We start from the raw sequence: 24998 nt of genomic DNA, 5'->3' as shown, positions 1-24998 counted from the left end.
TTGGCGGTCGCTTCAGTAGCAGGGCTTTCCGCACCGGTTGTGGTGTGGTTCCGCCAGGGCAGTCAGGGAGCGCTATGCGTCGGGCAGTCGTCGGGCGCTGCCAGAAACGCGGCTTTGAGCAATTGCTGGGTATAGGCATGTTGTGGATCGGCAAAGATCGCCTGCGCATCACCTTGCTCCACCACTTGGCCCTGCTTGATCACCATCAATTGGTGACTCAGCGCCTTGACTACCGCCAAGTCGTGGCTGATGAACAGGTAGGTGAGGTTGTACTTGGCTTGCAGGTTGCGCAGCAGCTCCACCACTTGGCGCTGCACCGTGCGGTCGAGGGCCGAGGTGGGCTCGTCGAGCAGGATCAAGCGCGGCTTGAGCACCAACGCGCGGGCAATGGCGATGCGCTGGCGCTGGCCACCGGAGAATTCGTGGGGGTAGCGATGGCGCGAGTCGGGGTCCAGGCCGACTTCCTTGAGCGCCGCGATAATCGCCGCTTCCTGCTCGGCCGGGGTGCCCATCTTATGGATGCGCAATCCTTCGCCGACGATCTCGCTGACGCACATTCGTGGGCTCAGGCTGCCGAACGGGTCCTGGAACACTACCTGCATTTCCCGGCGCAGCGGGCGCACCTGCTGCTGGTTGAGGGCGTCCATTTGCTGGCCTTCGAAACGAATGCCGCCGCGGCTGCCGATCAAGCGCAGAATCGCCAGGCCCAGGGTGGATTTGCCCGAGCCGCTTTCGCCGACGATGCCCAGGGTTTGGCCCTGGGGCAGGCTGAAGTGGATGCCGTCCACCGCTTTGACGTAATCGACGGTGCTGCGCAAAAAGCCCTTCTTGATGGGGAACCACACTTTGAGGTCATCCACCACCAGCAACGGCGGCCCGACGGCATTGGTCGCCGGCCCGCCGCTGGGCTCGGCGGCCAGCAGTTCCTGGGTATAGGGGTGCTGCGGGGCCTGGAACAGCGTCTGGCAATCGGCCTGCTCAACGATGCAACCTTGCTGCATCACGCACACGCGATGAGCGATGCGTCGCACCAGGTTCAGGTCGTGGCTGATCAGCAGCAAGGCCATGCCCAGGCGCGCCTGGAGTTCCTTGAGCAGTTCGAGGATTTTCAACTGCACGGTGACGTCCAGAGCGGTGGTGGGCTCGTCGGCGATCAGCAGTTCCGGCTCGTTGGCCAGGGCCATGGCGATCATCACGCGCTGCCGCTGGCCGCCGGACAATTCATGGGGCAGGGCCTTGAGGCGCTTGTGCGGTTCAGGGATGCCCACCAGCTCCAGCAGCTCCAGGGTGCGCTGAGTGGCGACCTTGCCGGTGAGGCCCTTGTGCAGGCCAAGGACTTCGTTGATCTGCTTTTCGATGCTGTGCAGTGGGTTCAGCGAGGTCATCGGCTCTTGGAAAATCATCGCGATGCGGTTACCGCGAATGTGCCGCAGGGGCTTTTCCTTGAGGGTCAACAGGTCCTGCCCCGCGTACTGGATGGTGCCGGACGGATGCCGCGCCAGCGGGTAGGGCAGCAGGCGCAGGATCGAGTGGGCGGTCACCGATTTGCCGGAACCGCTTTCGCCCACCAGCGCGAGGGTTTCGCCGCGTTTGATATCGAAGCTGACGTTGCTCACCACCCGGTGATGATGCTCGCCGGTCACAAACTCGACGCTGAGGTCGCGGATTTCGATCAGATTGTCCTGATTCATCTCATTTCCTCGGGTCGAAGGCATCGCGAGCGGACTCGCCGATAAACACCAGCAAACTCAACATGATCGCCAGCACGGCAAAGGCACTCATGCCCAGCCACGGCGCTTGCAGGTTGGATTTGCCCTGGGCCACCAGTTCGCCCAGGGACGGCGAGCCGGCGGGCAGGCCAAAGCCGAGGAAGTCCAGGGCGGTAAGGGTGCCGATGGCGCCGGTGAGAATGAACGGCATAAAGGTCATGGTCGAAACCATGGCATTGGGCAGGATGTGGCGGAACATGATTGCGCCGTTCTGCATACCCAAGGCCCGCGCCGCACGCACGTATTCCAGGTTGCGCCCGCGCAGGAACTCGGCGCGCACCACATCCACCAGGCTCATCCACGAAAACAGCAGCATGATCCCCAGCAGCCACCAGAAGTTAGGCTGCACGAAACTGGCGAGAATGATCAGCAGGTACAGCACCGGCAACCCCGACCAGATCTCCAGAAAGCGTTGCCCGGCCAGATCGACCCAGCCGCCGTAGAAGCCCTGCAACGCGCCAGCGATCACGCCGATGATCGAACTGAGCACGGTCAGCGTCAGCGCGAACAGCACCGACACGCGAAAGCCGTAGATCACCCGCGCCAGCACATCGCGCCCCTGGTCGTCAGTGCCCAGCAGGTTGACGCTTGAGGGCGGAGCCGGCGCCGGCACCTTGAGGTCGTAATTGATGCTCTGGTAGCTGAACGGAATCGGCGCCCACAACGTCCAGGCGTCCTTGGCCTTGAGCAGTTCCTGGATATACGGGCTCTTGTAGTTGGCCTCCAGAGGGAACTCGCCGCCGAACGTGGTCTCCGGGTAACGCTTGAGCGCAGGGAAATACCAGCCGCCGTCGTAATGCACGGCCAAGGGCTTGTCGTTGGCGATCAGCTCGGCGCCCAGGCTGAGCACAAATAGAATCAAGAACAGCCACAGCGACCACCAGCCACGCTTGTTGGCCTTGAAGCGTTCGAACCGACGGCGATTGAGGGGGGACAGGTTCATCTCAATGCTCCCGGCTGGCAAAGTCGATACGCGGATCGACCAGGGTATAGGTGAGGTCGCCGATCAGCTTCACGATCAACCCCAGCAGGGTGAAGATAAACAGCGTGCCGAACACCACCGGATAATCGCGGTTGATGGCGGCTTCGAAGCTCATCAGGCCCAGGCCGTCGAGGGAGAAAATCACTTCCACCAGCAACGAGCCGGTGAAGAAAATCCCGATAAACGCCGAGGGGAACCCAGCGATCACCAGCAGCATCGCGTTGCGGAATACGTGGCCGTAGAGCACGCGGTGATTGGTCAGCCCCTTGGCTTTGGCGGTGATCACATACTGCTTGTTGATCTCATCGAGGAAGCTGTTTTTGGTGAGCAGGGTCATGGTGGCGAAGTTGCCGATCACCAGCGCCGTGATCGGCAACGCCAGGTGCCAGAAATAATCGAGGATCTTGCCGCCCCAGCTCAGCTCGTCGAAGTTGTTGGACGTCAGCCCGCGCAACGGGAACCAGTCGAAATAGCTGCCGCCGGCGAACACCACGATCAGCAGGATCGCAAACAGAAACGCCGGGATCGCGTAGCCGACGATGATCGCCGAGCTGGTCCACACATCGAAATGGCTGCCGTGCCGCGTGGCTTTGGCGATCCCCAGCGGGATCGACACCAGGTACATGATCAGCGTGCTCCATAAACCGAGGGAGATGGACACCGGCAGTTTTTCCTTGATCAGGTCGATGACCTTGGCGTCGCGGAAAAAGCTGTCGCCGAAATCCAGGCGCGCGTAGTTCTTGACCATGATCCACAAGCGTTCCGGCGCCGATTTGTCGAAGCCGTACATCTTCTCGATTTCCTTGACCAGCGCCGGGTCCAGGCCCTGGGCGCCGCGGTAGCTGGAGCCGGCCACGGAGACTTCGGCACCGCCGCCGGCAATTCGGCTGGTGGCGCCTTCGAAGCCTTCGAGCTTGGCGATCATCTGCTCCACCGGGCCACCGGGAGCCGCCTGGATGATGACGAAGTTGATCAGCAGAATTCCGAACAGCGTCGGGATAATCAGCAACAGGCGGCGAACAATATAGGCCAGCATTCAATCGCCTCCGCTTGCCGAGTCGGCGCTGGGGGTGGTGTTGTCGGGGGTTACCGGTTGGACCTCGGGTTTGGCCCACCAGGTGGCGGTGCCGACGTCGTAGCGCGGGGGTGTTTTTGGATGGCCGAGGTGGTCCCAGTACGCCACGCGGAAGGTTTTGATGTGCCAGTTGGGGATCACGTAATAACCGAACTGCAGCACCCGATCCAGGGCCTTGGCATGGGCCACCAGGCTTTTGCGCGAATCGGCGTCGATCAACGCTTCCACCAGTTGGTCGATGGCCGGGTCCTTGAGGCCCATGTAGTTACGGCTGCCAGGCTTGTCCGCGCTGGATGACTTCCAGAACTCGCGTTGTTCGTTCCCCGGCGAGGTCGATTGCGGGAAGCTGCCCACCAACATGTCGAAGTCTCGCGAGCGCAGGCGGTTGATGTATTGCGACACATCGACGCGACGAATCACCAGGTCGATACCGAGGTCCGCCAGGTTGCGTTTGAATGGCAACAGCACGCGCTCGAACTCGGTCTGGGCCAGCAGGAACTCAATGGTCACCGGTTTGCCTTGGGCGTCGACCATCTTGTCGTCGACGATGCGCCAACCGGCCTCTTGCAATAGCTGATAGGCCTCGCGTTGCTGTGCGCGGATCATGCCGCTGCCGTCGGTCTTGGCCGGTTCGAAGGCCTGGGTAAAGACTTCGGGAGGAATTTTGTCCCGCAACGGCTCAAGGATGGCCAGTTCATCCGGGCCCGGCAGGCCGGTGGCGGCCATTTCCGAGTTTTCAAAATAACTACGGGTGCGGGTGTAGGCGCCGTTGAACAGCTGTTTGTTGCTCCATTCAAAATCCAGCAGCAGGCTGATGGCCTTGCGCACCCGCACATCTTGGAACATCGGTCTGCGCGTATTGAACACAAAGCCCTGCATGCCGGTTGGGTTGCCGTTGGGGATCTCTTCCTTGATCAGCCGGCCCTGGGTGACCGCCGGAATGTTGTAAGCGTTGGCCCAGTTCTTGGCACTCATCTCTTGCCAATAGTCGAACTGCCCGGCCTTCAGCGCTTCCAGTGCCACCGTGTTGTCGCGGTAATAGTCGGTGACACGGTAATCGAAGTTGTAAAAGCCCTTGGCCACCGGCAGGTCCTTGGCCCAATAGTCCTTGACCCGCTCGTAGCGAATCATGCGTCCGGCCTTGACCTCGGCGACCTTGTACGGTCCGCTGCCCAGGGGTATTTCCAGGTTGCCCCGGGAAAAGTCGCGAGTAGCCCACCAGTGCTTGGGCAATACCGGTAGTTGGCCGAGGATCAGCGGTAATTCGCGGTTATTGGTCCGTTTGAACTTGAACAGCACCCGCAGCGGGTCTTCGGCCACCACGTCGTCGACATCGGCGTAGTAGGTGCGGTAGATCGGTGCGCCGTCCTTGATCAGGGTCTGGAAGGTAAACACCACGTCTTCGGCACGGATAGGGTGGCCATCATGGAAGCGCGCTTCGGGGCGCAGGTAGAAGCGTACCCAGCTGTTGTCCGGGGCTTTTTCGATCTTGCCGGCCACCAGGCCGTACTCGGTGATCGGTTCGTCCAGGCTTTGCATGGCCAGGGTGTCGTAGATCAGGCTGATATTGTCGGCGGGCACGCCCTTGCTGATGTACGGGTTGAGACTGTCGAAGCCGCCCATGCTCGATTCGCGGAAAGTGCCGCCCTTGGGCGCATCCGGGTTCACGTAATCGAAGTGTTTGAAATCGTGGGGGTATTTCGGCGGTTCGTTATACAGCGTCAACGCATGTTGTGGCGCGGCGTGGGCCGCGGTGCACAGCAACAGGCTGACGAGTGCAGTACGCAAATACATCATTGGGCTTTCTCCGAAGCTTTCAGCCACCACGCGCTCAGACCCAGGCTATAGGGCGGCGTGGTGACAAAGGCGAACCGGTTGCGGTAGGCCAGGCGATGATAGTTGAGGTACCAGTTGGGAATGCTGTAGTGCTGCCACAGCAGCACCCGGTCCAGGGCGCGCCCCGCGGCCAGTTGTTCTTCGCGGGTTTGGGCCGCCAGCAGCTGTTCCAGCAGATGGTCGACCACCGGGTTGGCGATGCCCGCGTAGTTCTTGCTGCCCTTGATCGCGGCTTGGCTGGAGTGGAAGTACTGCCATTGCTCCAGGCCCGGGCTGAGGGTCTGGTTGAGGGTGATCAGGATCATGTCGAAGTCAAACTGATCCAGGCGTTGCTTGTATTGCGCACGGTCGACGGTACGCAGGCGCGCATCGACGCCGATGCTGATCAGGTTCTCGACGTAGGGCTGCAGAATCCGCTCCAGGTTCGGGTTGACCAGCAGGATCTCGAAGCGTAGCGGCTGCCCGTCCTTGTTCAGCAGACGCTGCCCCGACAATGTCCACCCAGCTTCACCGAGCAGGGCCAGGGCATGGCGCAAGGTCTCGCGCGGGATACCGCGTCCGTCGGTTTGGGGCAGGCTGAAGGCTTGGGTGAACAGGTTAGGCGGCAGTTGATCGCGATAGGGCGACAGCATCAGCCATTCATGCCCGACCGGCAGGCCGGTCGCGGCGAACTCGCTGTTAGGGTAGTAACTCAAGGTGCGTTTATAGGCGTTGCTGAACAGCGTGCGGTTGGTCCACTCGAAGTCGAACATCAGGCCCAGGGCTTCGCGCACTTTGATCTGGCTGAAGGTCGGGCGCCGCGTGTTCATGAACAGGCCTTGGCTCTGGGTCGGGATCTGGTGGGCAATCTGTGCCTTGATCACCTCACCACGGTTGACTGCCGGGAAGTTGTATCCATTGGCCCAGTTTTTGGCCTGGTGTTCGATATAAATGTCGAACTCGCCGGCCTTGAAGGCTTCGAAGGCCACGTCGCTGTCGCGGTAGAACTCTACGTCGACCTTGTCGTAGTTGTAGAACCCCCGGTTGACCGGCAGATCCTTGCCCCAGTAGTCCTTGACCCGTTCGAACACCAGTTGCCGGCCCGGCGTGACCTTGCTGATACGGTACGGGCCACTGCCCAGCGGCGGCTCGAAGGTGGTGGCCTTGAAATCGCGATTTTTCCAATAGTGCTGGGGCAGCACCGGTAACTCCCCCAGGCGCAGGATCAGCAACGGGTTGCCGGCGCGCTTGAACACAAAGCGGATTCGATGGGGGTTGAGCACATCCACACGCGCCACTTCCTGCAGATTGGTGCGGTATTGCGGGTGGCCTTCGGTCAGCAGGGTGCGATAGGAAAACGCCACATCGTCGGCGGTGATCGGCTTGCCGTCATGGAAGCGCGCTTGCGGACGCAGATTGAACACCACCCAACTGCGGTCCTCGCTGTATTCCACCGACTGCGCAATCAGGCCGTAGCTGGATGTGGGTTCATCGCCGGACGGCGCATATTCGCCAGTGCCGACCATCAGCGGCTCGTTCAGCTCATTGATGCCGTATTGCGAGAAGTTGGGCGTGGAAACCGGGCTTGAGCCCTTGAAAGTATAGGGGTTGAGAGTATCGAAGGTGCCAAACCCCATCACCCGCAAAGTGCCGCCTTTAGGCGCCGCAGGGTTTACCCAGTCGAAGTGGGTGAATTTGGCCGGGTACTTGAGCGTGCCGAACTGCGCATAACCGTGGCTTTCGGTAATCGTCGCGTTCGCAGCGAAGCTCAAGGCCAGACTTATTAGTAGAAGGAGGGGACGCTTCAAGTCAGAGATCCGATCCAGGCGGCTTGGGCTTTATGGTCGGTACAGTAACAGCTTGTTCCGGTTGGAAAAAGGCAGTCGCAAACACTGGAGAGCAATGTGGGAGGGGGCTTGCCCCCGATGACAGTGTGCCAGTCACCAGATTCACTGGCTGACACACCAATATCGGGGGCAAGCCCCCTCCCACATGGTTTCTGCGGCGTTCTTCAGGCGTTAGCGCGGCCCAGACACCACCAGCATTTGCCCTGGCTTCAGTGCCTGGCCGGTGCGCGGGTTCCAGCGCTTGAGATGCTGCATCTCGACGTTGAAGCGCTTGGCGACGATGTACAGCGAATCACCTTTCTTGACCTTGTACTGCACCGGTTTCTTGCTGTCGGCCTTGGCCACCACCTTGCGGGTGTCCTGCATCACCAGGGTCTGGCCGACTTTTAGGGCCTGGCCGTTGAGCTGGTTCCAGCGCTGCAGGTCGTGCACATCGACTTTATTGGCTTTGGCGATCAGCGTCAGGTTATCGCCACTGCGCACTTTATAGGTGCGGGTGCGGCCGGCCACCCGCGCGGTCTCGACTTCGTCGAATACCTGTTTTTTCGGACGCATCGCCAGCAATTCTTCAGGCTTCATCGTCGACAGGGTGCTGGTGAGCAGTTGCGCCTTGGAACTGGGCACCAGCAAATGCTGCGGCCCGTCCAGGGTGGTTCGTTGTTTCAACGCCGGGTTGAGCTGGAACAGCTCGTCTTCGTCGATTTCAGCCAGCGCGGCGACCCGGGACAGGTCCATGCTTTGCTTGACTTCAACCACTTCGAAGTACGGCGTGTTGGCAATCGGGTTCAGGTTGACGCCGTAGGCTTCGGGCGCCAGCACCACTTGGGACAGCGCCAGGAACTTGGGCACGTAGTCCTTGGTTTCCTGGGGCAGCGGCAGGTTCCAGTAATCGGTTGGCAGGCCGAGCTTTTCGTTGCGTTCGATGGCGCGGCTGACGGTGCCTTCGCCGGCGTTATACGCGGCAAGGGCCAGCAGCCAATCGCCGTTGAACATGTCGTGCAGACGGGTCAGGTAGTCCAAGGCGGCGGTGGTGGAGGCGGTGATGTCGCGACGGCCGTCGTAGGCGCGGGTTTGGCGCAGGTTGAAGTAGCGCCCGGTGGAGGGGATGAACTGCCACAGGCCGACCGCGTCACTGCGCGAATAGGCCATTGGGTTGTAGGCACTTTCGATCACTGGCAGCAGTGCCAGCTCCAGGGGCATGTTGCGTTCTTCAAGACGTTCGACAATGTAATGAATGTAGAGGCTGCCGCGCTCACCGGCGTTTTCGAGAAAGGAAGGGTTGCTCGCGAACCACAGACGCTGTTGCTCGATGCGCGGGTTGACGCCTACACCCTCCTGCAATTGGAAGCCTCGGCGCATGCGCTCCCAGACGTCCTGGGGTACTTCAGGGCTGGGCTTCTCGGAGAGCCAGATAGGTTTCTGTTTGATTTTGGCGGCAAGATTGGGTTTGGGTTGCACGGTGGATTGTGCGGCGAAATTCGTCGATTGGCAGCCCGCCAGTGTGGCGGACACGGCCACCGCCACAGCTTGAGCCAGGCGGGTCAATGCGTCTGAATGGTTGGATTTACGAATAGATGACGACATTGGCTGGAAGTAAGTTCCGGGCAAAAATGTCGGGCGATTCTAGAAAGCACTTAGGTTCCGGTCAACCATTCAGAAATTGCGTATCAGATTGCATCGACTTAGAACTTATCTTTCCATGCCCTCAAGCTGGCAAACACCTCGGCCCCAGAGCGGTTGTCGCGTCCGCTCCGTTCGTCCGCTTTTTGTTTAACGGATGTTTCAGCGGTGCGCAAAAAGGGGTTGGTGCGCTTTTCCAGGGCTAGATTGGAAGGCAGCGTCATTTCATCGCGAGACCGTAGCTGGCGCACATGCTCCACTCGTTCGGCAATATCGGTGTTATCCGGCTCCACCGCCGCGGCAAACTTGAGGTTGCTCTGGGTGTACTCATGAGTGCAGTACACCTGCGTGTCGTCGGGCAAGGCGGCCAGGCGTTGCAGCGAGGCGTGCATCTGCTCGGGGGTGCCTTCGAACAGGCGCCCGCAACCGGCGGCAAACAGGGTATCGCCACAGAACAGCACGCCCTCATGGTAGTAGGCGATATGGCCGAGGGTATGGCCGGGTACGGTATATACGTCGAAATCCCAGCCCAGCACGCTGACGCGGTCGTTGTCGCGCAAAGCCACATCCCGCGCCGGGATGTTTTCATCGGCCGGGCCGTAGACGGTGGCCTCTGTTGCACTTTTCAAACGCTCGACACCGCCGACATGGTCGTGGTGGTGGTGAGTGATGAGGATATCGGTGAGGGACCAACCTGGATGCTGCTGCAACCAAGCCAGTACCGGCGCGGCATCGCCGGGGTCGACCACCGCGCAGCGCTGGGTGCCGGGGTCTTGTAACAACCAGATGTAGTTATCGGTGAAGGCGGGCAGGGCACTGATCTGTATCATTCTTCGATTCGCCAAGCTGAACACATTGGTGCATCTTAGAACGTCTAGGCAAGTTGGAGAATGCAATGACTGATAAAGCGTTCGCCCAGGCCGATCCTGAGTGGCTGGCTCTGATCAGCGCGGCCCGTGAATGGTTGTCCGGACCGGTCGGGCAATTTTTGCTGGATGAAGAACGGCGCATGCTCGAAGACGAGTTGGGCCGGTTTTTCGGTGGTTATCTGGTGCATTACGGCCCCTCGGCCCAAACACCGCCCGCCGCGCCGCAGGTGCAGCGCAATGTGCGTCTTGGCGCGCCATTGCCGGGCGTGGAAATTGTCTGCGAGGAACAAGCCTGGCCGTTGAGCGAGCACGCCGCCGATGTGGTGGTGTTGCAGCATGGCCTGGATTTCTGCCTGTCACCCCATGGGTTGCTGCGCGAAGCGGCGAGCAGCGTCCGCCCTGGCGGGCATCTGCTGATTGTCGGCATCAACCCCTGGAGCAGTTGGGGCCTGCGCCATGTGTTCGCTCACGATGCCCTGCGCCAGGCGCGCTGCATCTCCCCCTCGCGGGTGGGGGACTGGCTCAACCTGCTGGGCTTCGCGCTGGAGAAACGCCGCTTCGGGTGCTATCGTCCGCCGCTTGCCTCGGCCAAGTGGCAGGCTCGCCTGGCGGGCTGGGAGCGCAGGGCGGGTGCCTGGCAGTTGTCGGGCGGCGGCTTCTATTTATTGGTGGCGCGCAAGATCGCGGTCGGGTTGCGACCGGTACGCCAGGCGCGACGCGAACCCCTAGGCAAGCTGGTGCCAATGCCGATGGCCAAGGTCAACCGCAAGCAAAGCCAATCGTAAAACTTCTTTTGATTTCAGACCGAGCAACCGATGACCGATAGCGTAGAACTCTTCACCGATGGCGCCTGCAAAGGCAATCCCGGCCCAGGCGGCTGGGGCGCCTTACTGGTTTGCAAGGGTGTCGAGAAGGAATTGTGGGGCGGCGAAGCCAACACCACCAACAACCGCATGGAACTGATGGGCGCCATTCGTGGCCTCGAAGAACTCAAGCGTCGCTGCAACGTGTTGCTGGTGACCGACTCGCAGTACGTGATGAAGGGCATCAACGAGTGGATGGTCAACTGGAAGAAGCGCGGTTGGAAAACCGCCGCTAAGGAGCCGGTAAAAAATGCCGACTTGTGGCAATTGCTCGATGAGCAATGCAATCGCCATGACATCACCTGGAAATGGGTGCGCGGGCACATCGGCCATCCCGGTAACGAACGCGCCGATCAACTGGCCAACCGGGGGGTCGATGAAGTGCGTGGCTACAAACAGGGCTGATGCCGGTCGACATGTTAATATCGCGCGCTTTGAACCACCCCACACCGTTGAGAGCTGAACCCTGATGGCCATTCGATCTGTTGTACTCGATACCGAAACCACCGGCATGCCGGTGACCGACGGCCACCGGATCATTGAAATCGGCTGCGTCGAACTGATGGGGCGCCGCCTTACCGGTCGTCATTTTCACGTCTACCTGCAACCGGATCGCGACAGCGACGAAGGCGCGATTGCCGTTCACGGCATCACCGACGAATTCCTCAAAGGCAAACCGCGTTTTGCCGAGGTGGCCGATGAATTTTTCGAATTCATCAACGGCGCCCAGTTGATCATCCATAACGCGGCGTTCGACGTAGGCTTCATCAATAACGAGTTCGCCCTGATGGGGCAGACCGACCGCGCTGACATCTCCCAGCACTGTTCGATCCTCGACACCCTGATGATGGCCCGTGAACGGCATCCGGGGCAGCGCAACAGCCTGGATGCCCTGTGCAAACGCTATGGCGTCGACAACTCCGGCCGTGAACTCCACGGCGCCTTGCTCGACTCGGAAATCCTCGCCGACGTTTACCTGACCATGACCGGCGGGCAGACCAGCCTGTCCCTTGCCGGTAACGCGTCCGATGGCGCCGGCTCGGCCGAAGGTTCAGGCAACCGCCCTTCGGAGATTCGCCGCCTGCCAGCCGACCGCAAGCCCACCACTATCATTCGCGCCAGCGAGCAGGACCTGGCAGAGCACGCGGCACGCCTGGAAGCCATTGCCAAGTCGGCCGGGGCGCCGGCGTTGTGGACCCAACTGACCCAACAGTAATGCGCAAGGGGGCCTCGCTCCCTTCCATCGCTGGCCGTCAAAATCTTCATTCGCCACATCCGCTCCCAGCTTCTACCCTTGAGTGCATAGCCCTCAGGACTACAAGCTCTCATGTACAAAGACCTGAAATTCCCCGTCCTTATCGTGCACCGCGACATCAAGGCCGACACCGTTGCCGGTGACCGGGTAAGGGGGATTGCCCAGGAGTTGGAACAAGAGGGCTTCAGTATCTTCTCCGCCGTGGACTACGCCGAAGGTCGGCTGGTGGCGTCTACCCATCACGGGCTGGCGTGCATGCTGATCGCCGCCGAAGGTGCCGGTGAAAACACCCATCTGCTGCAAAACATGGTGGAGCTGATCCGTCTGGCCAGGCTGCGTGCGCCGAACTTGCCGATCTTTGCCTTGGGTGAGCAGGTCACTCTGGAGAACGCCCCGGCCGATGCCATGAGCGAACTCAACCAATTGCGTGGCATTCTCTATCTGTTCGAAGACACCGTGCCGTTCCTGGCCCGGCAAGTGGCCCGTGCGGCGCGCACCTACCTGGATGGCTTGTTGCCGCCGTTTTTCAAGGCGCTGGTGCAGCACACCGCCGACTCCAATTATTCCTGGCACACCCCCGGCCACGGCGGCGGCGTGGCCTATCGCAAAAGCCCGGTGGGGCAGGCGTTCCATCAATTTTTCGGGGAAAACACCCTGCGCTCGGACTTGTCGGTCTCGGTGCCCGAACTCGGGTCGTTACTGGACCACACCGGCCCTCTGGCCGAAGCCGAGGCCCGTGCTGCGCGCAATTTCGGCGCCGACCATACCTTTTTCGTGATCAACGGCACCTCCACCGCCAACAAGATCGTCTGGCATTCCATGGTCGGTCGCGATGATCTGGTGCTGGTGGATCGCAATTGCCATAAATCGGTACTGCATTCGATCATCATGACCGGCGCCATTCCCCTGTACCTGTGCCCGGAGCGCAATGAGCTGGGGATCATCGGCCCCATCCCGCTCAGCGAGTTCAGCCCCGAGTCGATCCGCGCCAAGATCGATGCCAGCCCCTTGACCCGAGGTCGGCCACCCAAGGTGAAGTTGGCGGTGGTGACCAATTCCACTTACGACGGCCTGTGTTACAACGCCGAACTGATCAAGCAGCAACTGGGCAGCAGCGTCGAGGTGCTGCATTTCGATGAAGCCTGGTACGCCTATGCGGCGTTTCACGAGTTCTTCGCCGGACGTTACGGCATGGGCACCTCGCGCACCGTAGACAGCCCGCTGGTGTTCACCACCCATTCCACCCACAAGCTGCTGGCGGCCTTCAGCCAGGCGTTGATGATCCATGTGCAGGACGGCGGCGCGCGCCAGTTGGACCGCGATCGGTTCAACGAAGCGTTCATGATGCATATCTCCACCTCACCGCAATACAGCATCATCGCCTCGCTGGATGTCGCCTCGGCCATGATGGAAGGCCCGGCCGGCCGCTCGCTGTTGCAGGAGATGTTCGATGAGGCCCTGAGTTTCCGCCGCGCCCTGGCCAATCTGCGTCAGCATCTGCCGGCCGAGGATTGGTGGTTTTCCATCTGGCAACCGCCCTCGGTGGCCGGCATCGACCGTGTTGCCACGGCGGATTGGCTGTTGCATCCCGAAGATGACTGGCATGGCTTCGGCGACGTGGCCGAAGACTACGTATTGCTCGATCCGATCAAAGTCACCTTGGTCATGCCCGGTCTCACGGCCGGCGGTGCGTTGAGCGATTGCGGGATTCCCGCCGCAGTGGTCAGCAAATTCCTCTGGGAGCGTGGGCTGGTAGTGGAAAAGACCGGGCTGTATTCCTTCCTCGTGCTGTTTTCCATGGGCATCACCAAAGGCAAATGGAGTACCTTGCTCACCGAGTTGCTGGAGTTCAAACGCAACTACGACGCCAATGTCAGCCTGGCCAGTTGTCTGCCCTCGGTATTTGCCCAGGGGCCGGTGCGTTATCAGGGGCTGGGGTTGCGCGACCTCTGCAACCAATTGCACAGTTGCTACCGCAGCAACGCCACGGCCAAGCATCTCAAGCGCATGTACACGGTGTTGCCGGAGATCGCCATGAAACCAGCCGACGCCTACGACCAGTTGGTCCGGGGCGAAGTCGAGGCCGTTTCCATCGATGCCTTGCCAGGGCGCGTCGCAGCGGTGATGCTGGTGCCGTACCCGCCGGGCATCCCATTGATCATGCCGGGCGAACGCTTTACCGAGTCCACCCGGTCGATCATCGACTACCTGGCATTTGCCCGCACGTTCGATAGCAGTTTCCCTGGGTTTGTCGCGGATGTTCACGGGTTACAACACGAAGACGGCGGCAGTGGTCGTTGTTACACCGTCGATTGCATCAAAGGTTAAGGATGTCTATGCAAGCTGTAACGAACCCGAAGTATCCAGGGCTCAGTGTGCGGGTCGCCGATGCAGGCTTTGACGCTTATGTCTGGGGCAATGATTTCAGCTTCGAAGTCAGTGGCTATGGCGTGCCGCAGATGGGTAAGCGGGTCGATCAATGGCCGGTGGAGCGCATCCTGCCGTACCGCAAGTGCTATGGCATCGACCCGGAGGAGTTCGCCAGTTTCCGCGACGCCCCCGACAGCGCCATCTTTATGGCCTACCTGGATGACGAGCCGGTGGGGCACATCGTCGTCAGCACCAATTGGAACGGCTTTGCCCATGTCGACGAGCTGGCGGTGGCGCTGCAAGCACGCCGGCACGGGGTGGCCAAGGCGCTCCTGGATGTGGCGCAGTTCTGGAGCCGCAAGAAAAGCCTGCCGGGCATGGTGCTGGAAACCCAGAACAACAACCTCGGCGCGTGCCGCCTGTATGAGCGCTGCGGCTATGTGATGGGCGGGATCGACCACCTGCGCTATCGCGGCATCGACCCGCAGACCCGCGAAGTGGCGATTTTCTGGTATCGGCTGTTCAAAAGCGAAGTCGACAAGGCTTAGTCAGCCCAGCAGGGCTTGCGCCTTGTGCGTGACGATCTCCAGCAACGCATTCAAGGCCGGGGAGGGCGTGGCGTCCTTGAGCGTCAGCGCATACAGACTGACCATGATCGGCGGCGACACCGGGCAGGCATCCAGTCCGGCCTCCCGAGCGCCATATGCGGTGAATGGATCGACGATCGCCAAGCCTTCACCCGCCTCAACCATGCTGCGCATCATCTGATAGGTCTGGACCCGCGTCTGCACCACCGGCAACGGGCGCAGGGCTTGCAGCTTGGCGTCCAGCAGACGACTGAGCGGGTCTTGCCCTTCAAGGCCAATCATTGACTGGCCGGCCAGTTCCTGCAGTGCGATGTACTTCTGTTTGGGCTTGAGCCAGCCATGGGGCGCGAGCAGTTGCAGCTTGCCTTGGGCCAGCACATTGCATTGGATCTGCGGGTGCTCGGGGTCGTGCAGGCTCAGGCCGACTTCGGCCTCGCGCAGCAACAGGCTTTTGACGATCTCCCGCGTCGGCTGGCTGGACAGATTGCACGGCGTGTCCTGAAAACGCCGGCGCAATGCGGCAATGCTTTGCGGCAGTAGTTGATTGGCCAGGGGCGGAGTGCACAGGGCGCGCAGGGTGGGTGCGTGATGGAGTTTGAGGCGGCTGGCCAGGCGTTGCACCGGCTCCAGGGCTTCGTAGAGCAAGGCGATGTCGGCTTGCAACTCCAGGGTTTCGCGCGTGGCCTGTAGGCGCCCGCGCACGCTGGCAAACAACATGAAGCCCAGTTGATGCTCGGCATCCTTGAGCGTTGCGTCCACATCGCCCACGGGGAGTTGCAACCACTCGGCGGCCGTGCCGAGGTGTCCGGTCTGCAAAATGGCCTGAATCACTTCGATATGACGTAAACGCATCGCCGGAGTCTATGTGCAGCGCCGTGGGGTTTCAATGGCGCGGGCCTCGATGCGCAAAAAAGACTGCGCGGGTCGCTCACACCTATGGCTTTCGGCCATGACCCCACTAGAATGGCGCGTCCGAACATCGATGACCAAAGCCGCCAACGGCACTTACAACAAAAACAGGTCGGGTCTCACATGCCAATCCCCTCGCGCTTTTTTGGGGTAACGGCCAAGCAACTCCTGGTGCTTCTGACCGTGGGGTGCACGGCTGCTTATCTCTTGAGTAATCACGACGAACCCTTGCCGCAGAGTCTGGCGCTGGAAACCTTTATCCGTTCCCAGGAGCAGGTGAGCGAGCAGGTGGGGGCGGTGCTGGGCATTGCCCTGGTGCGTCAGGTGCAGGCGTATCCGGCTTATGGCGCGCCGGGTTACACGCGTTCACTGTATGCGGTCGAAGGGGAGCGAGGGCAATTGATGGTCACGCTCAAACAGGTCGAGGGTGAAGCTGATGCCGAAGTGACGGAGATCCGCCGACCGTGATCGCCCAGCCCAGTCAATGCCATCAATGGCCAGGACTGAGCAGGCAGAAACGGCGCGATCTTAAGAAGCGAGGGTGGTTTGCGACTCGCGGACCAGAATCGTCCCCGATTGAATCAGTTTGAATTCGTCGCCTTCCAGTTTTTCTACACGATCGCCAATGGCCAGCTTGTAGGTGGTGGTAGGCGCCGAGCCAGCCAGGTCGCCTTGGGCCGGGCTGGATTCCTGGAACTCATGCACCGAATACACGCGTCCTTCTGCATCTCTGGCATGGAACTGTCCGACAAGTACTGCTGCCATCTGTTTAGAACCTCTGGAGATAAACACTCGATTTACGGTTGTGTAGACCGTCAGGGAGCGGGGTAGTTTACCTATAAGAAAAAAATACTATTCGTAGGCTTTCTCAGAAGCTTCCTACGCTGTGTGGCGTCATACAAACCTATAAAAACGCTGCAAAACCTGCTGGTGAACGCGCGGCGAAGACTCTATAACTACAAGCTCCTTTAGTCAGACGTCGGGAAACCTCAATGAGCAAGGTCTACACGATTGCCGTCCTGGTTGGCAGCTTGAGAAAAGACTCCATCAACCGCAAAGTCGCGTTGGCGTTGGCCGAACTGGCCCCTGCCAATCTGAAGTTGAACATCGTGGAAATCGGCGATCTGCCGCTCTACAACGAGGACATCGATGGTGCTTCACCGCCGGCAGCCTACAGCACTTTCCGTCAGCAGGTGAGTTCATCCGACGCGGTGCTGTTCGTGACCCCCGAATACAACCGCTCAGTGCCGGCGCCGTTGAAGAACGCGATTGACGTGGGTTCGCGCCCTTACGGTAAAAGCGCCTGGAGCGGCAAGCCAGGGGCGATTATCAGTGTGTCGCCGGGGGCGATTGGCGGGTTTGGCGCCAACCACCATTTGCGCCAGTCGTTGGTGTTCCTGGATGTGTGGTGCATGCAGCAGCCGGAAGCCTACCTGGGCGGCGCGGGCAGCGTGTTTGACGACAGCGGCAAGGTGTCGGAAAAGACCAAGCCATTCTTGCAGGCGTTTATCGATGCCTACGGCCAGTGGGTAGAAAAACAGCGGGGCTGAATTACGCGCCTGAGGGGTGTGCGGGATTGCTCCCACACGCCCCTACAGATACGGCTTATCGTAGCCAGTTGGTGCGCGCCAACTCGATCACCTCATCGCCACGCCCGCTCATCACCGCCTTGAGCATGTACAGGCTGAACCCTTTGGCCTGTTCCAGCTTGATGCTGGGCGGCATCACCAGTTCCTGGGTCGCTGTGACCACATCCACCAGCACCGGGCCATCATGGGCCAGGGCACGGCGCAACGCCGGCTCCAGGTCTTCGGATTGCTCCACGCGAATACCGAGAATGCCCATGGCATTGGACATGGCGGCGAAATCCGGGTTTTTGAGATCGGTGCCGGCCTCCAGGTAACCGGCGGCCTTCATCTCCATGGCGACAAACCCCAGCGACGCGTTATCGAACACGATGACTTTGACCGGCAGCTTCAATTGCGCCAGTGAAATGAAATCCCCCATCAACATGGCAAAGCCACCGTCGCCGGACATTGAGATCACTTGGCGTCCAGGAAACGCTGCCTGTGCGCCGATGGCCTGGGGCATGGCATTGGCCATTGAGCCGTGGTTGAACGAGCCGATCAGGCGGCGCTTGCCGTTCATCTTCAGGTAACGCGCGGCCCACACGGTGGGCGAACCGACGTCAGCGGTGAAGATGGCATCGTCGTCCGCCAGTTCGCTGAGCAGGCGTGCGACGTATTGCGGGTGAATCGGCCGATTGGCTTTGGACGGCTGCGCCAGATCGTCCAGACCCTGGCGGGCTTTTGCATAGTGCTTCAACGACGTGTCGAGAAAGCTGCGGTCGGTTTTGCGGGTCAGGTGCGGCAGCAGGGCGTCCAGGGTTTCGCTAACGTCGGCGGCGATGCCCAGGTCCAGGGTGGCGCGTCGGCCGAGGGCCTGGGGGTCGCGGTCGATCTGGATGATCGTAGCGTCAGTGGGGTAGAACTGGCGATAGGGGAAGTCGGTGCCGAGCATGATCAGCGTGTCGCAGTCGAGCATGGCGTGGTAGCCGGAGCTGAAGCCGATCAGGCCGGTCATGCCCACGTCGAACGGGTTGTCCCACTCCACATGCTCCTTGCCGCGCAACGCATGCACCACCGGCGCACCGAGGGTGTCGGCCAGGGCGACGACTTGGTCATGGGCGCCGGCGCAGCCGCTGCCGCACAGCAGGGTGACTTTCTGGCTGCTTTGCAGGATCTCCACCAGGCGTTGCAGGTCCTGCTCCGCCGGCAAGGTGCGCGGCGCGTGCAGGGCGGGCCAGGGTTTGAGCTTGTCCTCGACTTCCAGCAGCGACACATCCCCCGGAATCACCACCACCGCCACGCCGCGATTGAGAATCGCCGAACGCATGGCGCGGTGTAGCACCTGGGGCATCTGCTCAGGGTTGCTGACCAGCTCGATAAAGTGGCTGCATTCCTTGAACAGCTCTTGGGGATGGGTTTCCTGGAAGTAATTCAGGCCGATCTCGGACGATGGGATCTGCGCGGCAATCGCCAGCACCGGTACGTGGTTGCGATGGCAGTCGAACAGACCGTTAATCAAATGCAGGTTGCCCGGCCCGCAACTGCCGGCGCATACGGTCAGCTCCCCGGTGGCGGCCGCTTCGGCGCCCGCAGCGAACGCGGCCACTTCTTCGTGACGTACGTGCATCCACTCAATGCTGTCCATGCTGCGCAAGGCGTCGGTCAGCCCATTGAGGCTGTCACCGGTCAAACCCCAGATGCGCTTGATGCCCGCCTGTTCCAGGGTGGTCGCCAATTGCTGGGCCAGGTTGATTTTCGCCATGAAGAACTCCAATCGTCAGTGAGGTTAAAAGCTGCTGATCAATAGGGGACAGTTCGATCACGGCGAATGCTCCGCCTTTAATGTGAAGATTGCGTCATGCTTGCGCGGTACTGCCGAGTGCGCCGAGCGATAAACCACTGATCACGCACCAGCGCCAGGCACGGTGCAACCTTGGGCTTGGGCTGGTGGCCGCGGCTCAGGCGGCGCATCTGGTCGCGTACCACGGCCAGGGTGGCGAGGGCGGCAAGCGGCTTGCGCTGCCACTGGATCGGTTTGAGTTGCGGGTTGGGGTCGCGGCCTTCGCGCCAGTGCTTGAGCAGCTGCGGCTCCAGGGTCAGCGCGGTGGCGATGCCCGCCATGGCGATGCCGCTGTCCAGCACTTGCTGCACGATGGGCAGGCGACGAATGCCGCCGGTCACCATCAACGGCATGGTGGCGATGCTTGCCAGTTCCTTGGCAAATTCCAGGAAGTACGCTTCGCGCGCCAGGGTACGCCCATCCCGCGCTTCGCCCTGCATGGCCGGCGCTTCATAGCTGCCGCCGGACAATTCGAGCAAGTCGATGGGCAAGGGGTTGAGCATCTCCACCACGGCGCGCGCATCCGCTGCATCGAAACCGCCGCGCTGGAAGTCCGCCGAGTTGAGCTTGACTGCCACGCAGAACGACGGGCTGACACTGGCGCGCACGGCGTGGATCACTTCCAGCAGCAGGCGTGCGCGGTTTTCCAGGGAGCCACCCCAGCGGTCGGTGCGGTGGTTGCTCAGAGGCGAGAGAAATTGGCTGATCAGGTAACCGTGTGCGCCGTGGATCTGCACGCCGCTGAACCCGGCTTTCTCAGCCAGGCGCGCGCTGGTGGCGAAGCGCTGGATCACATCCTGGATATCCTCCTCGGTCATGGCCCGAGGGGTGGCGAACATCTTCGAGAAACTGCCCAAGTCCATCGCGATGGCCGACGGCGCCAGGGCTTGCTGGCCGAGGTTGGCCATGGTCTGGCGCCCCGGGTGGCTGAGTTGAACCCAGAAATGCACGCCCTTGGCCCGTGCCACATCGGCCCACTCGCGGAAGCTGTCCAGGTGTTCTTCGTTTTCCAGCGCGACGCCGCCAGGGCCGGTCATGGCGCGGCGATCAATCATCACGTTGCCGGTCAGCAGCAGGCCCGGCTCGCCGTCCGCCCAGGCTTTGTACAGTTGCTTGAGTGCACGGGAGGGTGCTTGGTTGAGATCGGCCATGTTTTCTTCCATCGCAGCTTTGGCGATGCGGTTGGCGATGATTTGGCCGTTGGGCAGGTGCAAGGGTTCAAACGGTGACATGGGTTGACTCCTGAGCGGGGGAGGCCTCAGGCTAAGCTTAAAGTTAACTTTAATGTCAAGCAGGCATCGCAATGAATATCGGAGAACTGGCAAAACAGAGTGGATTAGCCGCGTCGCGCATTCGTTTTTACGAAGCCGAAGGACTGATCAGCCAGGTCGGGCGTCAGGCCAACGGCTATCGGCGCTATGCACCGGAAGCCTTACAGACCTTGCAGTTGATTCAGAGCGCGCAACAGGCCGGGTTTACCTTGCAGGAGCTCAAGGCACTGATGCCGGCGCCGGGGGAACACAAGCGCGAAGAGTTGATCGAGGCGCTGGAACGCAAGGTGCAACAGATCGAAGAGATGCAGGCCCATTTGGCCCACAGCAAGACGCAGTTGTTGGGGGTGATCGAAGCGGTACGGGCGCAGCCGGAAGGCGTGCCGTGTTCGATGGGGCAGAAGCAGGTGCTGGCGTCGATCAACCTCAACCGATAAAAAAAGCCCTGGCATGCCAGGGCTTTTTCATGTGCGCCAACTCAGCGGCGACGGAACAGCGGCAGCGGCTCGTCAGTGGCGGCCTGGTAGGTCACCGAGAAGTCCTTGAGGCTTTCCAGCGCTTCGTACGGGTCTTTGTCGGCGCGCAAGGCGAAGGCATCGAAGCCGCAACGGTGCAGGTAGAACAGCTGATCGCGCAGTACATCGCCAATCGCTCGCAGTTCGCCCTTGTAACCGTAGCGGTCACGCAGCAGGCGGGCGTTGGAGTAGTTGCGGCCATCGGTGAAGGCCGGGAAATTCAGGGCTATGACCTGGAAGTGTTGCACGTCCGCGCCGATCTCTTCGGCTTCTTCATCGGCGTCCAGCCACACGCCCAGGCCGCCGTCGCGAGCCTTGAGGGCGTGGCCGTGTTCGCGCCACAGCGCCAATGGCACGATCAGGTCGTCGCAGTTGGAAATGCCGTCGAAGCTCGCGTCCTTGGGCAGCAGGTGCCAGGTTTCGTCGACGACTTCGTTGTTCTTAATGATTCGCTGCATAGACGCGCTCCTTGAACAGGTCGATGCCGATACGCTGATAGGTGTCGATGAAACGCTCATCTTCGGTGCGCTGTTCGATGTATACGTCGATCAGTTTGCCGATCACGTCAGGCATGGCTTCCTGGGCGAAGGACGGGCCGAGGATCTTGCCCAGGCTCGCATCGCGGCTGGCGCTGCCACCCAGGGACACTTGGTAGAATTCTTCGCCTTTCTTGTCCACGCCCAGGATGCCGATATGGCCGACGTGGTGGTGACCACAGGCGTTCATACAGCCGGAGATGTTCAGGTCAAGCTCACCGATGTCGAACAGGTAGTCCAGGTCGTCGAAACGGCGCTGGATCGATTCGGCGATTGGGATCGACTTGGCGTTGGCCAGGGAGCAGAAATCCCCGCCCGGGCAGCAGATGATGTCAGTCAGCAGGCCGATGTTTGGCGTGGCGAAACCGCTCTCGCGTAGCTCGCCCCACAGGGTGAACAATTGGCTCTGCTCAACGTCCGCCAGGATGATGTTCTGCTCGTGGGAGGTGCGCAGTTGGCCGAAGCTGTAGCGCTCGGCCAGGTCGGCAACGGCGTCCAGCTGTTTGTCAGTGATGTCGCCTGGGGCCACGCCGGTTGGCTTGAGCGACAGGGTCACGGCTACATAGCCTGGCTTCTTGTGGGCCAGGGTGTTGCGGGTACGCCAGCGGGCGAAGCCAGGATGCTGCTGGTCGAGGGCGGCGAGTTCGGCGTCCTGATCGCTCAGGGCCTTGTACTCGGGGTCGACGAAATGTTTGGCGACGCGGTGCACTTCGGCGTCGGTCAAGGTGGTCTGGCCGCCGCGCAGGTGTTCCATCTCGGCGTCGACCTTTTGGGCGAACACCTCAGGGGTCAGCGCCTTGACCAGGATCTTGATCCGGGCCTTGTACTTGTTGTCGCGACGGCCGTAGCGGTTGTAGACGCGCAGGATGGCGTCCAGGTAGCTCAACAGGTCCCGCCACGGCAGGAACTCGTTGATAAACGCGCCGACGACCGGGGTACGGCCCAGTCCGCCACCCACCAGTACGCGGAAACCCAGCTCGCCAGCGGCGTTGTACACCGGCTCCAGGCCGATATCGTGAACTTCGATGGCGGCACGGTCCGAGGTCGAGCCATTGACGGCGATCTTGAACTTGCGCGGCAGGTAGGCGAATTCGGGGTGGAAGGTGGTCCACTGGCGAATGATTTCACACCAGGGGCGCGGGTCGATCAGCTCATCGGCGGCTACCCCGGCGAACTGGTCAGTGGTGACGTTGCGCAGGCAGTTACCGCTGGTCTGAATCGCGTGCATTTGCACGGTGGCCAGTTCCGCCAGGATGTCCGGCACATCTTCCAGGGCCGGCCAGTTGAACTGAACGTTCTGGCGGGTACTGATGTGGGCATAGCCTTTGTCATAGTCGCGGGCAATCTTGGCCATCATGCGGGTCTGGCGCGAGGTCAGTTGGCCGTAAGGCACGGCCACGCGGAGCATCGGCGCAAAGCGCTGAACATAAAGGCCATTTTGCAGGCGCAGAGGGCGGAACTCTTCTTCGCTCAGTTCACCTGCCAGATAGCGTCGGGTCTGATCACGGAACTGCTTGACGCGGTCCTCGATGATGCGCTGATCGTATTCGTCGTATACGTACATATAGGTCCTGTTCTCGGCAAATCTGCGCGCACGGCCGCGCACTCCCAACGGAGCCGGCGCACGATACCAGTTTGCGTTTATGCGCAAAAGTGATGTTTGAGTATATGCACATAACCAAAATGACTAATGAGACGGGTTATCACGATATCCATATTTGTCATGCGGGCAATCATCGACTTTACTGTCGTCGAGTCTTAATGCAATCACCTATAAAACCGACAAGAGGCGATGCGATGAGCAATCCTACAAAAGCCCGTAAACCCGACAGCACCGTGGATGCCTGGGCCATTCTGTTCCTGATCATCCTGGTGGTTGGCACTGCGGTATTCTGGGTCAGCCACCAATAAACCCTGTTGATTGAGCCTCGATTGTCGGGCGCATCGCCTTTATCCTAGGCGGCTTATTTTCAAGGCTCAAATCACCATGTTGAAGGTTTTGCTGGCGTGTGTGTACTTGCTGGGTTCTGCGTATGCGGCGACGGCTCAAGCCACATCCGTGGTGTTCCTCAACCCTGGCAAGTCGACGGAAACCTTCTGGGTCGATTACGCGCAATTCATGCAGGCCGCCGCCAAGGATCTGGGCCTGGAGTTGCGCGTGCGTTATGCCGAGCGCGAAATCCAGAACACCCTCGTGCAGGCCCGTGAGGCACTGCAAGGCGACAAGCGCCCGGATTATCTGGTGCTGGTCAACGAGCAGTACGTCGCCCCGCAGATCATGCGTATGGCCCAGGGCAGTGGGGTCAAGCTGCTGCTGGTGAATAACGCGCTGACCGCCAGTCAAGCACAATGGCTGGAGGCTCAGACCGATGTCGATGAGATCGGCACCCTGGTAGCCGAAGACGATACCGCCGGCTACTTGATGCTCATCGACTTGCTGCGCCAGCACGGCCCCGTCGCGCCGGGACATACCCTCGATCTGCTGGCCTTCTCCGGCGCCCAGCACACCCCGGCCGCACAGTTGCGCGAGCAAGGCCTGCACCGCGCGCTGGCCGAACATCCCGAAGTGCGCCTGCGTCAGCTGGTCTACGGGGAGTGGAGCCGCGAACGTGCGTTTGAGCAAGCTACGCAGTTGTTCAAGCGTTATCCGCGCACGGCCTTGGTGTGGTCGGCTAACGACGAGATGGCTTTGGGCGCCATGCGCGCCCTTCAGAACAGCGGACGAACACCAGGCAAGGATGTGCTGTTCAGCGCTGTCAATAGCTCACCGCAAATCCTTCGGGCGCGCCTGGACGGGCGACTGAGCACGCTGGTGGCCGGGCATTTCACCCTGGGTGGATGGGCGATGGTGCTGATCCATGACGATGCCAGCGGCGTCGACATCCGCGCCCACGGCGGGCTTGAGCGCCAGAAAGCACTGTTTCAGTTGATCGATGCGCAGCAGGCGCAACGCTTGCTGCGGCCTTTGCCTGCGGTGGATTTCCGTGCGCTGTCCGCCCAGGGCAAACCGGCGTCCTACCGTTACCCGTTCAGCCTGCAGTGGCTGCTGCGTTAAACACCGGCCAGGTGCAGCACCAGCTTGACGATACCGAACAGGGTCAACGCAAATACCACCGTGAACAGGATGCCCAGAACCACAAAGTGGCTGGGCTTGCCGTGGGTGAAGTCACGGGCGCGGTTCTTGCCGCTTTGTACGCCAAAAGCGGCGGCCACCACGCTGTGCAGCATTTGCCAGAAGGTCGGCGGTTTGTGCTCGTCCATAGGTCCCTCGACACTCAGTGTGTGAGGGACAGCATAGACAATCGGC

23 protein-coding genes are annotated in these 24998 nt (G+C 60.9%); 9 read left to right on the top strand and 14 right to left on the bottom strand.

What is annotated here, in order from left to right; translation table 11 throughout:
• Positions 1-62 precede the first annotated feature (62 nt).
• From K1567_RS04720 to gloB, 7 genes are all read right to left on the bottom strand, one after another.
• On the bottom strand, positions 63-1691 hold the full coding sequence (locus K1567_RS04720) for an ABC transporter ATP-binding protein (RefSeq protein WP_047881909.1): 1629 nt from the start codon (positions 1689-1691) through the stop codon (positions 63-65).
• 1 nt (position 1692) lies between these two features.
• Complete coding sequence (locus K1567_RS04715; protein WP_012723835.1) at positions 1693-2712, bottom strand: ABC transporter permease; 1020 nt, start codon at positions 2710-2712, stop codon at positions 1693-1695.
• A 1-nt stretch (position 2713) separates the two neighbouring features.
• Positions 2714-3787 carry a microcin C ABC transporter permease YejB gene (locus K1567_RS04710; protein WP_034097024.1) on the bottom strand — a complete coding sequence of 358 codons (1074 nt, stop codon included), beginning with the start codon at positions 3785-3787 and terminating at the stop codon, positions 2714-2716.
• On the bottom strand, positions 3788-5623 hold the full coding sequence (locus K1567_RS04705; protein WP_198712573.1) for an extracellular solute-binding protein: 1836 nt from the start codon (positions 5621-5623) through the stop codon (positions 3788-3790). It lies immediately after the preceding gene.
• A complete protein-coding gene (locus tag K1567_RS04700) occupies positions 5620-7449 on the bottom strand; it encodes an extracellular solute-binding protein (protein ID WP_034097026.1) in 1830 nt (609 codons plus the stop codon). The genes K1567_RS04705 and K1567_RS04700 overlap by 4 nt, the downstream gene beginning before the upstream one ends.
• Positions 7450-7659: 210 nt before the next feature.
• Positions 7660-9072 carry a lytic transglycosylase domain-containing protein gene (locus tag K1567_RS04695; protein WP_034097027.1) on the bottom strand — a complete coding sequence of 471 codons (1413 nt, stop codon included), beginning with the start codon at positions 9070-9072 and terminating at the stop codon, positions 7660-7662.
• Positions 9073-9170: 98 nt separating this feature from the next.
• Positions 9171-9938, bottom strand: coding sequence for a hydroxyacylglutathione hydrolase (gene gloB / locus K1567_RS04690; RefSeq protein ID WP_220698191.1), 768 nt, complete (start codon positions 9936-9938; stop codon positions 9171-9173).
• A gap of 65 nt (positions 9939-10003) precedes the next feature.
• On the opposite strand from gloB, the gene K1567_RS04685 reads away from it, so the two are divergent.
• The 5 genes from K1567_RS04685 (at position 10004) to K1567_RS04665 (ending at position 15013) form a co-directional block, all read left to right on the top strand.
• Positions 10004-10762: a methyltransferase domain-containing protein gene (locus tag K1567_RS04685; RefSeq protein WP_034097029.1), complete on the top strand. Its 759-nt coding sequence runs from the start codon at positions 10004-10006 to the stop codon at positions 10760-10762.
• A 30-nt stretch (positions 10763-10792) separates the two neighbouring features.
• Positions 10793-11245, top strand: a complete 453-nt coding sequence (gene rnhA / locus K1567_RS04680) for a ribonuclease HI (RefSeq protein WP_034097030.1) — start codon at positions 10793-10795, stop codon at positions 11243-11245.
• A gap of 70 nt (positions 11246-11315) precedes the next feature.
• Positions 11316-12056, top strand: a complete 741-nt coding sequence (dnaQ, locus tag K1567_RS04675; RefSeq protein WP_167389906.1) for a DNA polymerase III subunit epsilon — start codon at positions 11316-11318, stop codon at positions 12054-12056.
• 111 nt (positions 12057-12167) lie between these two features.
• On the top strand, positions 12168-14423 hold the full coding sequence (locus tag K1567_RS04670) for an arginine/lysine/ornithine decarboxylase (protein ID WP_220698190.1): 2256 nt from the start codon (positions 12168-12170) through the stop codon (positions 14421-14423).
• Positions 14424-14431: 8 nt separating this feature from the next.
• Positions 14432-15013, top strand: coding sequence for a GNAT family N-acetyltransferase (locus K1567_RS04665; RefSeq protein ID WP_034097033.1), 582 nt, complete (start codon positions 14432-14434; stop codon positions 15011-15013).
• Here the strand turns inward: K1567_RS04665 and K1567_RS04660 are convergent, their stop codons facing one another.
• Complete coding sequence (locus K1567_RS04660) at positions 15014-15904, bottom strand: LysR substrate-binding domain-containing protein (protein WP_034113162.1); 891 nt, start codon at positions 15902-15904, stop codon at positions 15014-15016. It abuts the gene before it with no gap.
• A gap of 180 nt (positions 15905-16084) precedes the next feature.
• Between K1567_RS04660 and K1567_RS04655 the strand changes: the two genes are divergently transcribed.
• Positions 16085-16429, top strand: a complete 345-nt coding sequence (locus K1567_RS04655; RefSeq protein ID WP_220698189.1) for a hypothetical protein — start codon at positions 16085-16087, stop codon at positions 16427-16429.
• 60 nt (positions 16430-16489) lie between these two features.
• Here K1567_RS04655 and K1567_RS04650 read toward each other — a convergent pair whose 3' ends face one another.
• Positions 16490-16726: a hypothetical protein gene (locus tag K1567_RS04650; protein WP_220698188.1), complete on the bottom strand. Its 237-nt coding sequence runs from the start codon at positions 16724-16726 to the stop codon at positions 16490-16492.
• A gap of 227 nt (positions 16727-16953) precedes the next feature.
• Between K1567_RS04650 and K1567_RS04645 the strand changes: the two genes are divergently transcribed.
• Positions 16954-17511: an NADPH-dependent FMN reductase gene (locus tag K1567_RS04645; protein ID WP_034097035.1), complete on the top strand. Its 558-nt coding sequence runs from the start codon at positions 16954-16956 to the stop codon at positions 17509-17511.
• A gap of 55 nt (positions 17512-17566) precedes the next feature.
• Here the strand turns inward: K1567_RS04645 and poxB are convergent, their stop codons facing one another.
• Together poxB and K1567_RS04635 are read right to left on the bottom strand one after the other, a co-directional pair.
• A complete protein-coding gene (gene poxB, locus K1567_RS04640; RefSeq protein ID WP_034113166.1) occupies positions 17567-19291 on the bottom strand; it encodes a ubiquinone-dependent pyruvate dehydrogenase in 1725 nt (574 codons plus the stop codon).
• A 77-nt stretch (positions 19292-19368) separates the two neighbouring features.
• Positions 19369-20601, bottom strand: a complete 1233-nt coding sequence (locus tag K1567_RS04635) for an NADH:flavin oxidoreductase/NADH oxidase family protein (protein WP_047881916.1) — start codon at positions 20599-20601, stop codon at positions 19369-19371.
• Positions 20602-20672: 71 nt separating this feature from the next.
• Between K1567_RS04635 and K1567_RS04630 the strand changes: the two genes are divergently transcribed.
• Positions 20673-21077: a MerR family transcriptional regulator gene (locus K1567_RS04630; protein ID WP_034097038.1), complete on the top strand. Its 405-nt coding sequence runs from the start codon at positions 20673-20675 to the stop codon at positions 21075-21077.
• Positions 21078-21118: 41 nt separating this feature from the next.
• Here K1567_RS04630 and K1567_RS04625 read toward each other — a convergent pair whose 3' ends face one another.
• Both K1567_RS04625 and K1567_RS04620 read right to left on the bottom strand, forming a co-directional pair.
• A complete protein-coding gene (locus tag K1567_RS04625) occupies positions 21119-21613 on the bottom strand; it encodes a DUF934 domain-containing protein (protein WP_034097039.1) in 495 nt (164 codons plus the stop codon).
• Entirely contained in the window at positions 21597-23255 is a 1659-nt protein-coding gene (locus tag K1567_RS04620) for a nitrite/sulfite reductase (protein WP_034113171.1), read from the bottom strand. The genes K1567_RS04625 and K1567_RS04620 overlap by 17 nt, the downstream gene beginning before the upstream one ends.
• Before the next feature lie 423 nt (positions 23256-23678).
• Here K1567_RS04620 and K1567_RS04615 point away from each other — a divergent pair, with 423 nt between their 5' ends.
• Entirely contained in the window at positions 23679-24746 is a 1068-nt protein-coding gene (locus K1567_RS04615; protein WP_169903198.1) for an ABC transporter substrate-binding protein, read from the top strand.
• Here K1567_RS04615 and K1567_RS04610 read toward each other — a convergent pair.
• Entirely contained in the window at positions 24743-24952 is a 210-nt protein-coding gene (locus K1567_RS04610) for a DUF2970 domain-containing protein (RefSeq protein ID WP_034097042.1), read from the bottom strand. The genes K1567_RS04615 and K1567_RS04610 overlap by 4 nt on opposite strands.
• Between the last annotated feature and the right edge of the window lie 46 nt (positions 24953-24998).

Source organism: Pseudomonas sp. S5F11, assembly GCF_019641515.1.
GTDB classification, from domain to species: Bacteria; Pseudomonadota; Gammaproteobacteria; order Pseudomonadales; family Pseudomonadaceae; genus Aquipseudomonas; species Aquipseudomonas rhodesiae.
Note: the sequence above shows the minus strand (reverse complement) of the source record. Positions and strands in the feature narration are given on the sequence as shown.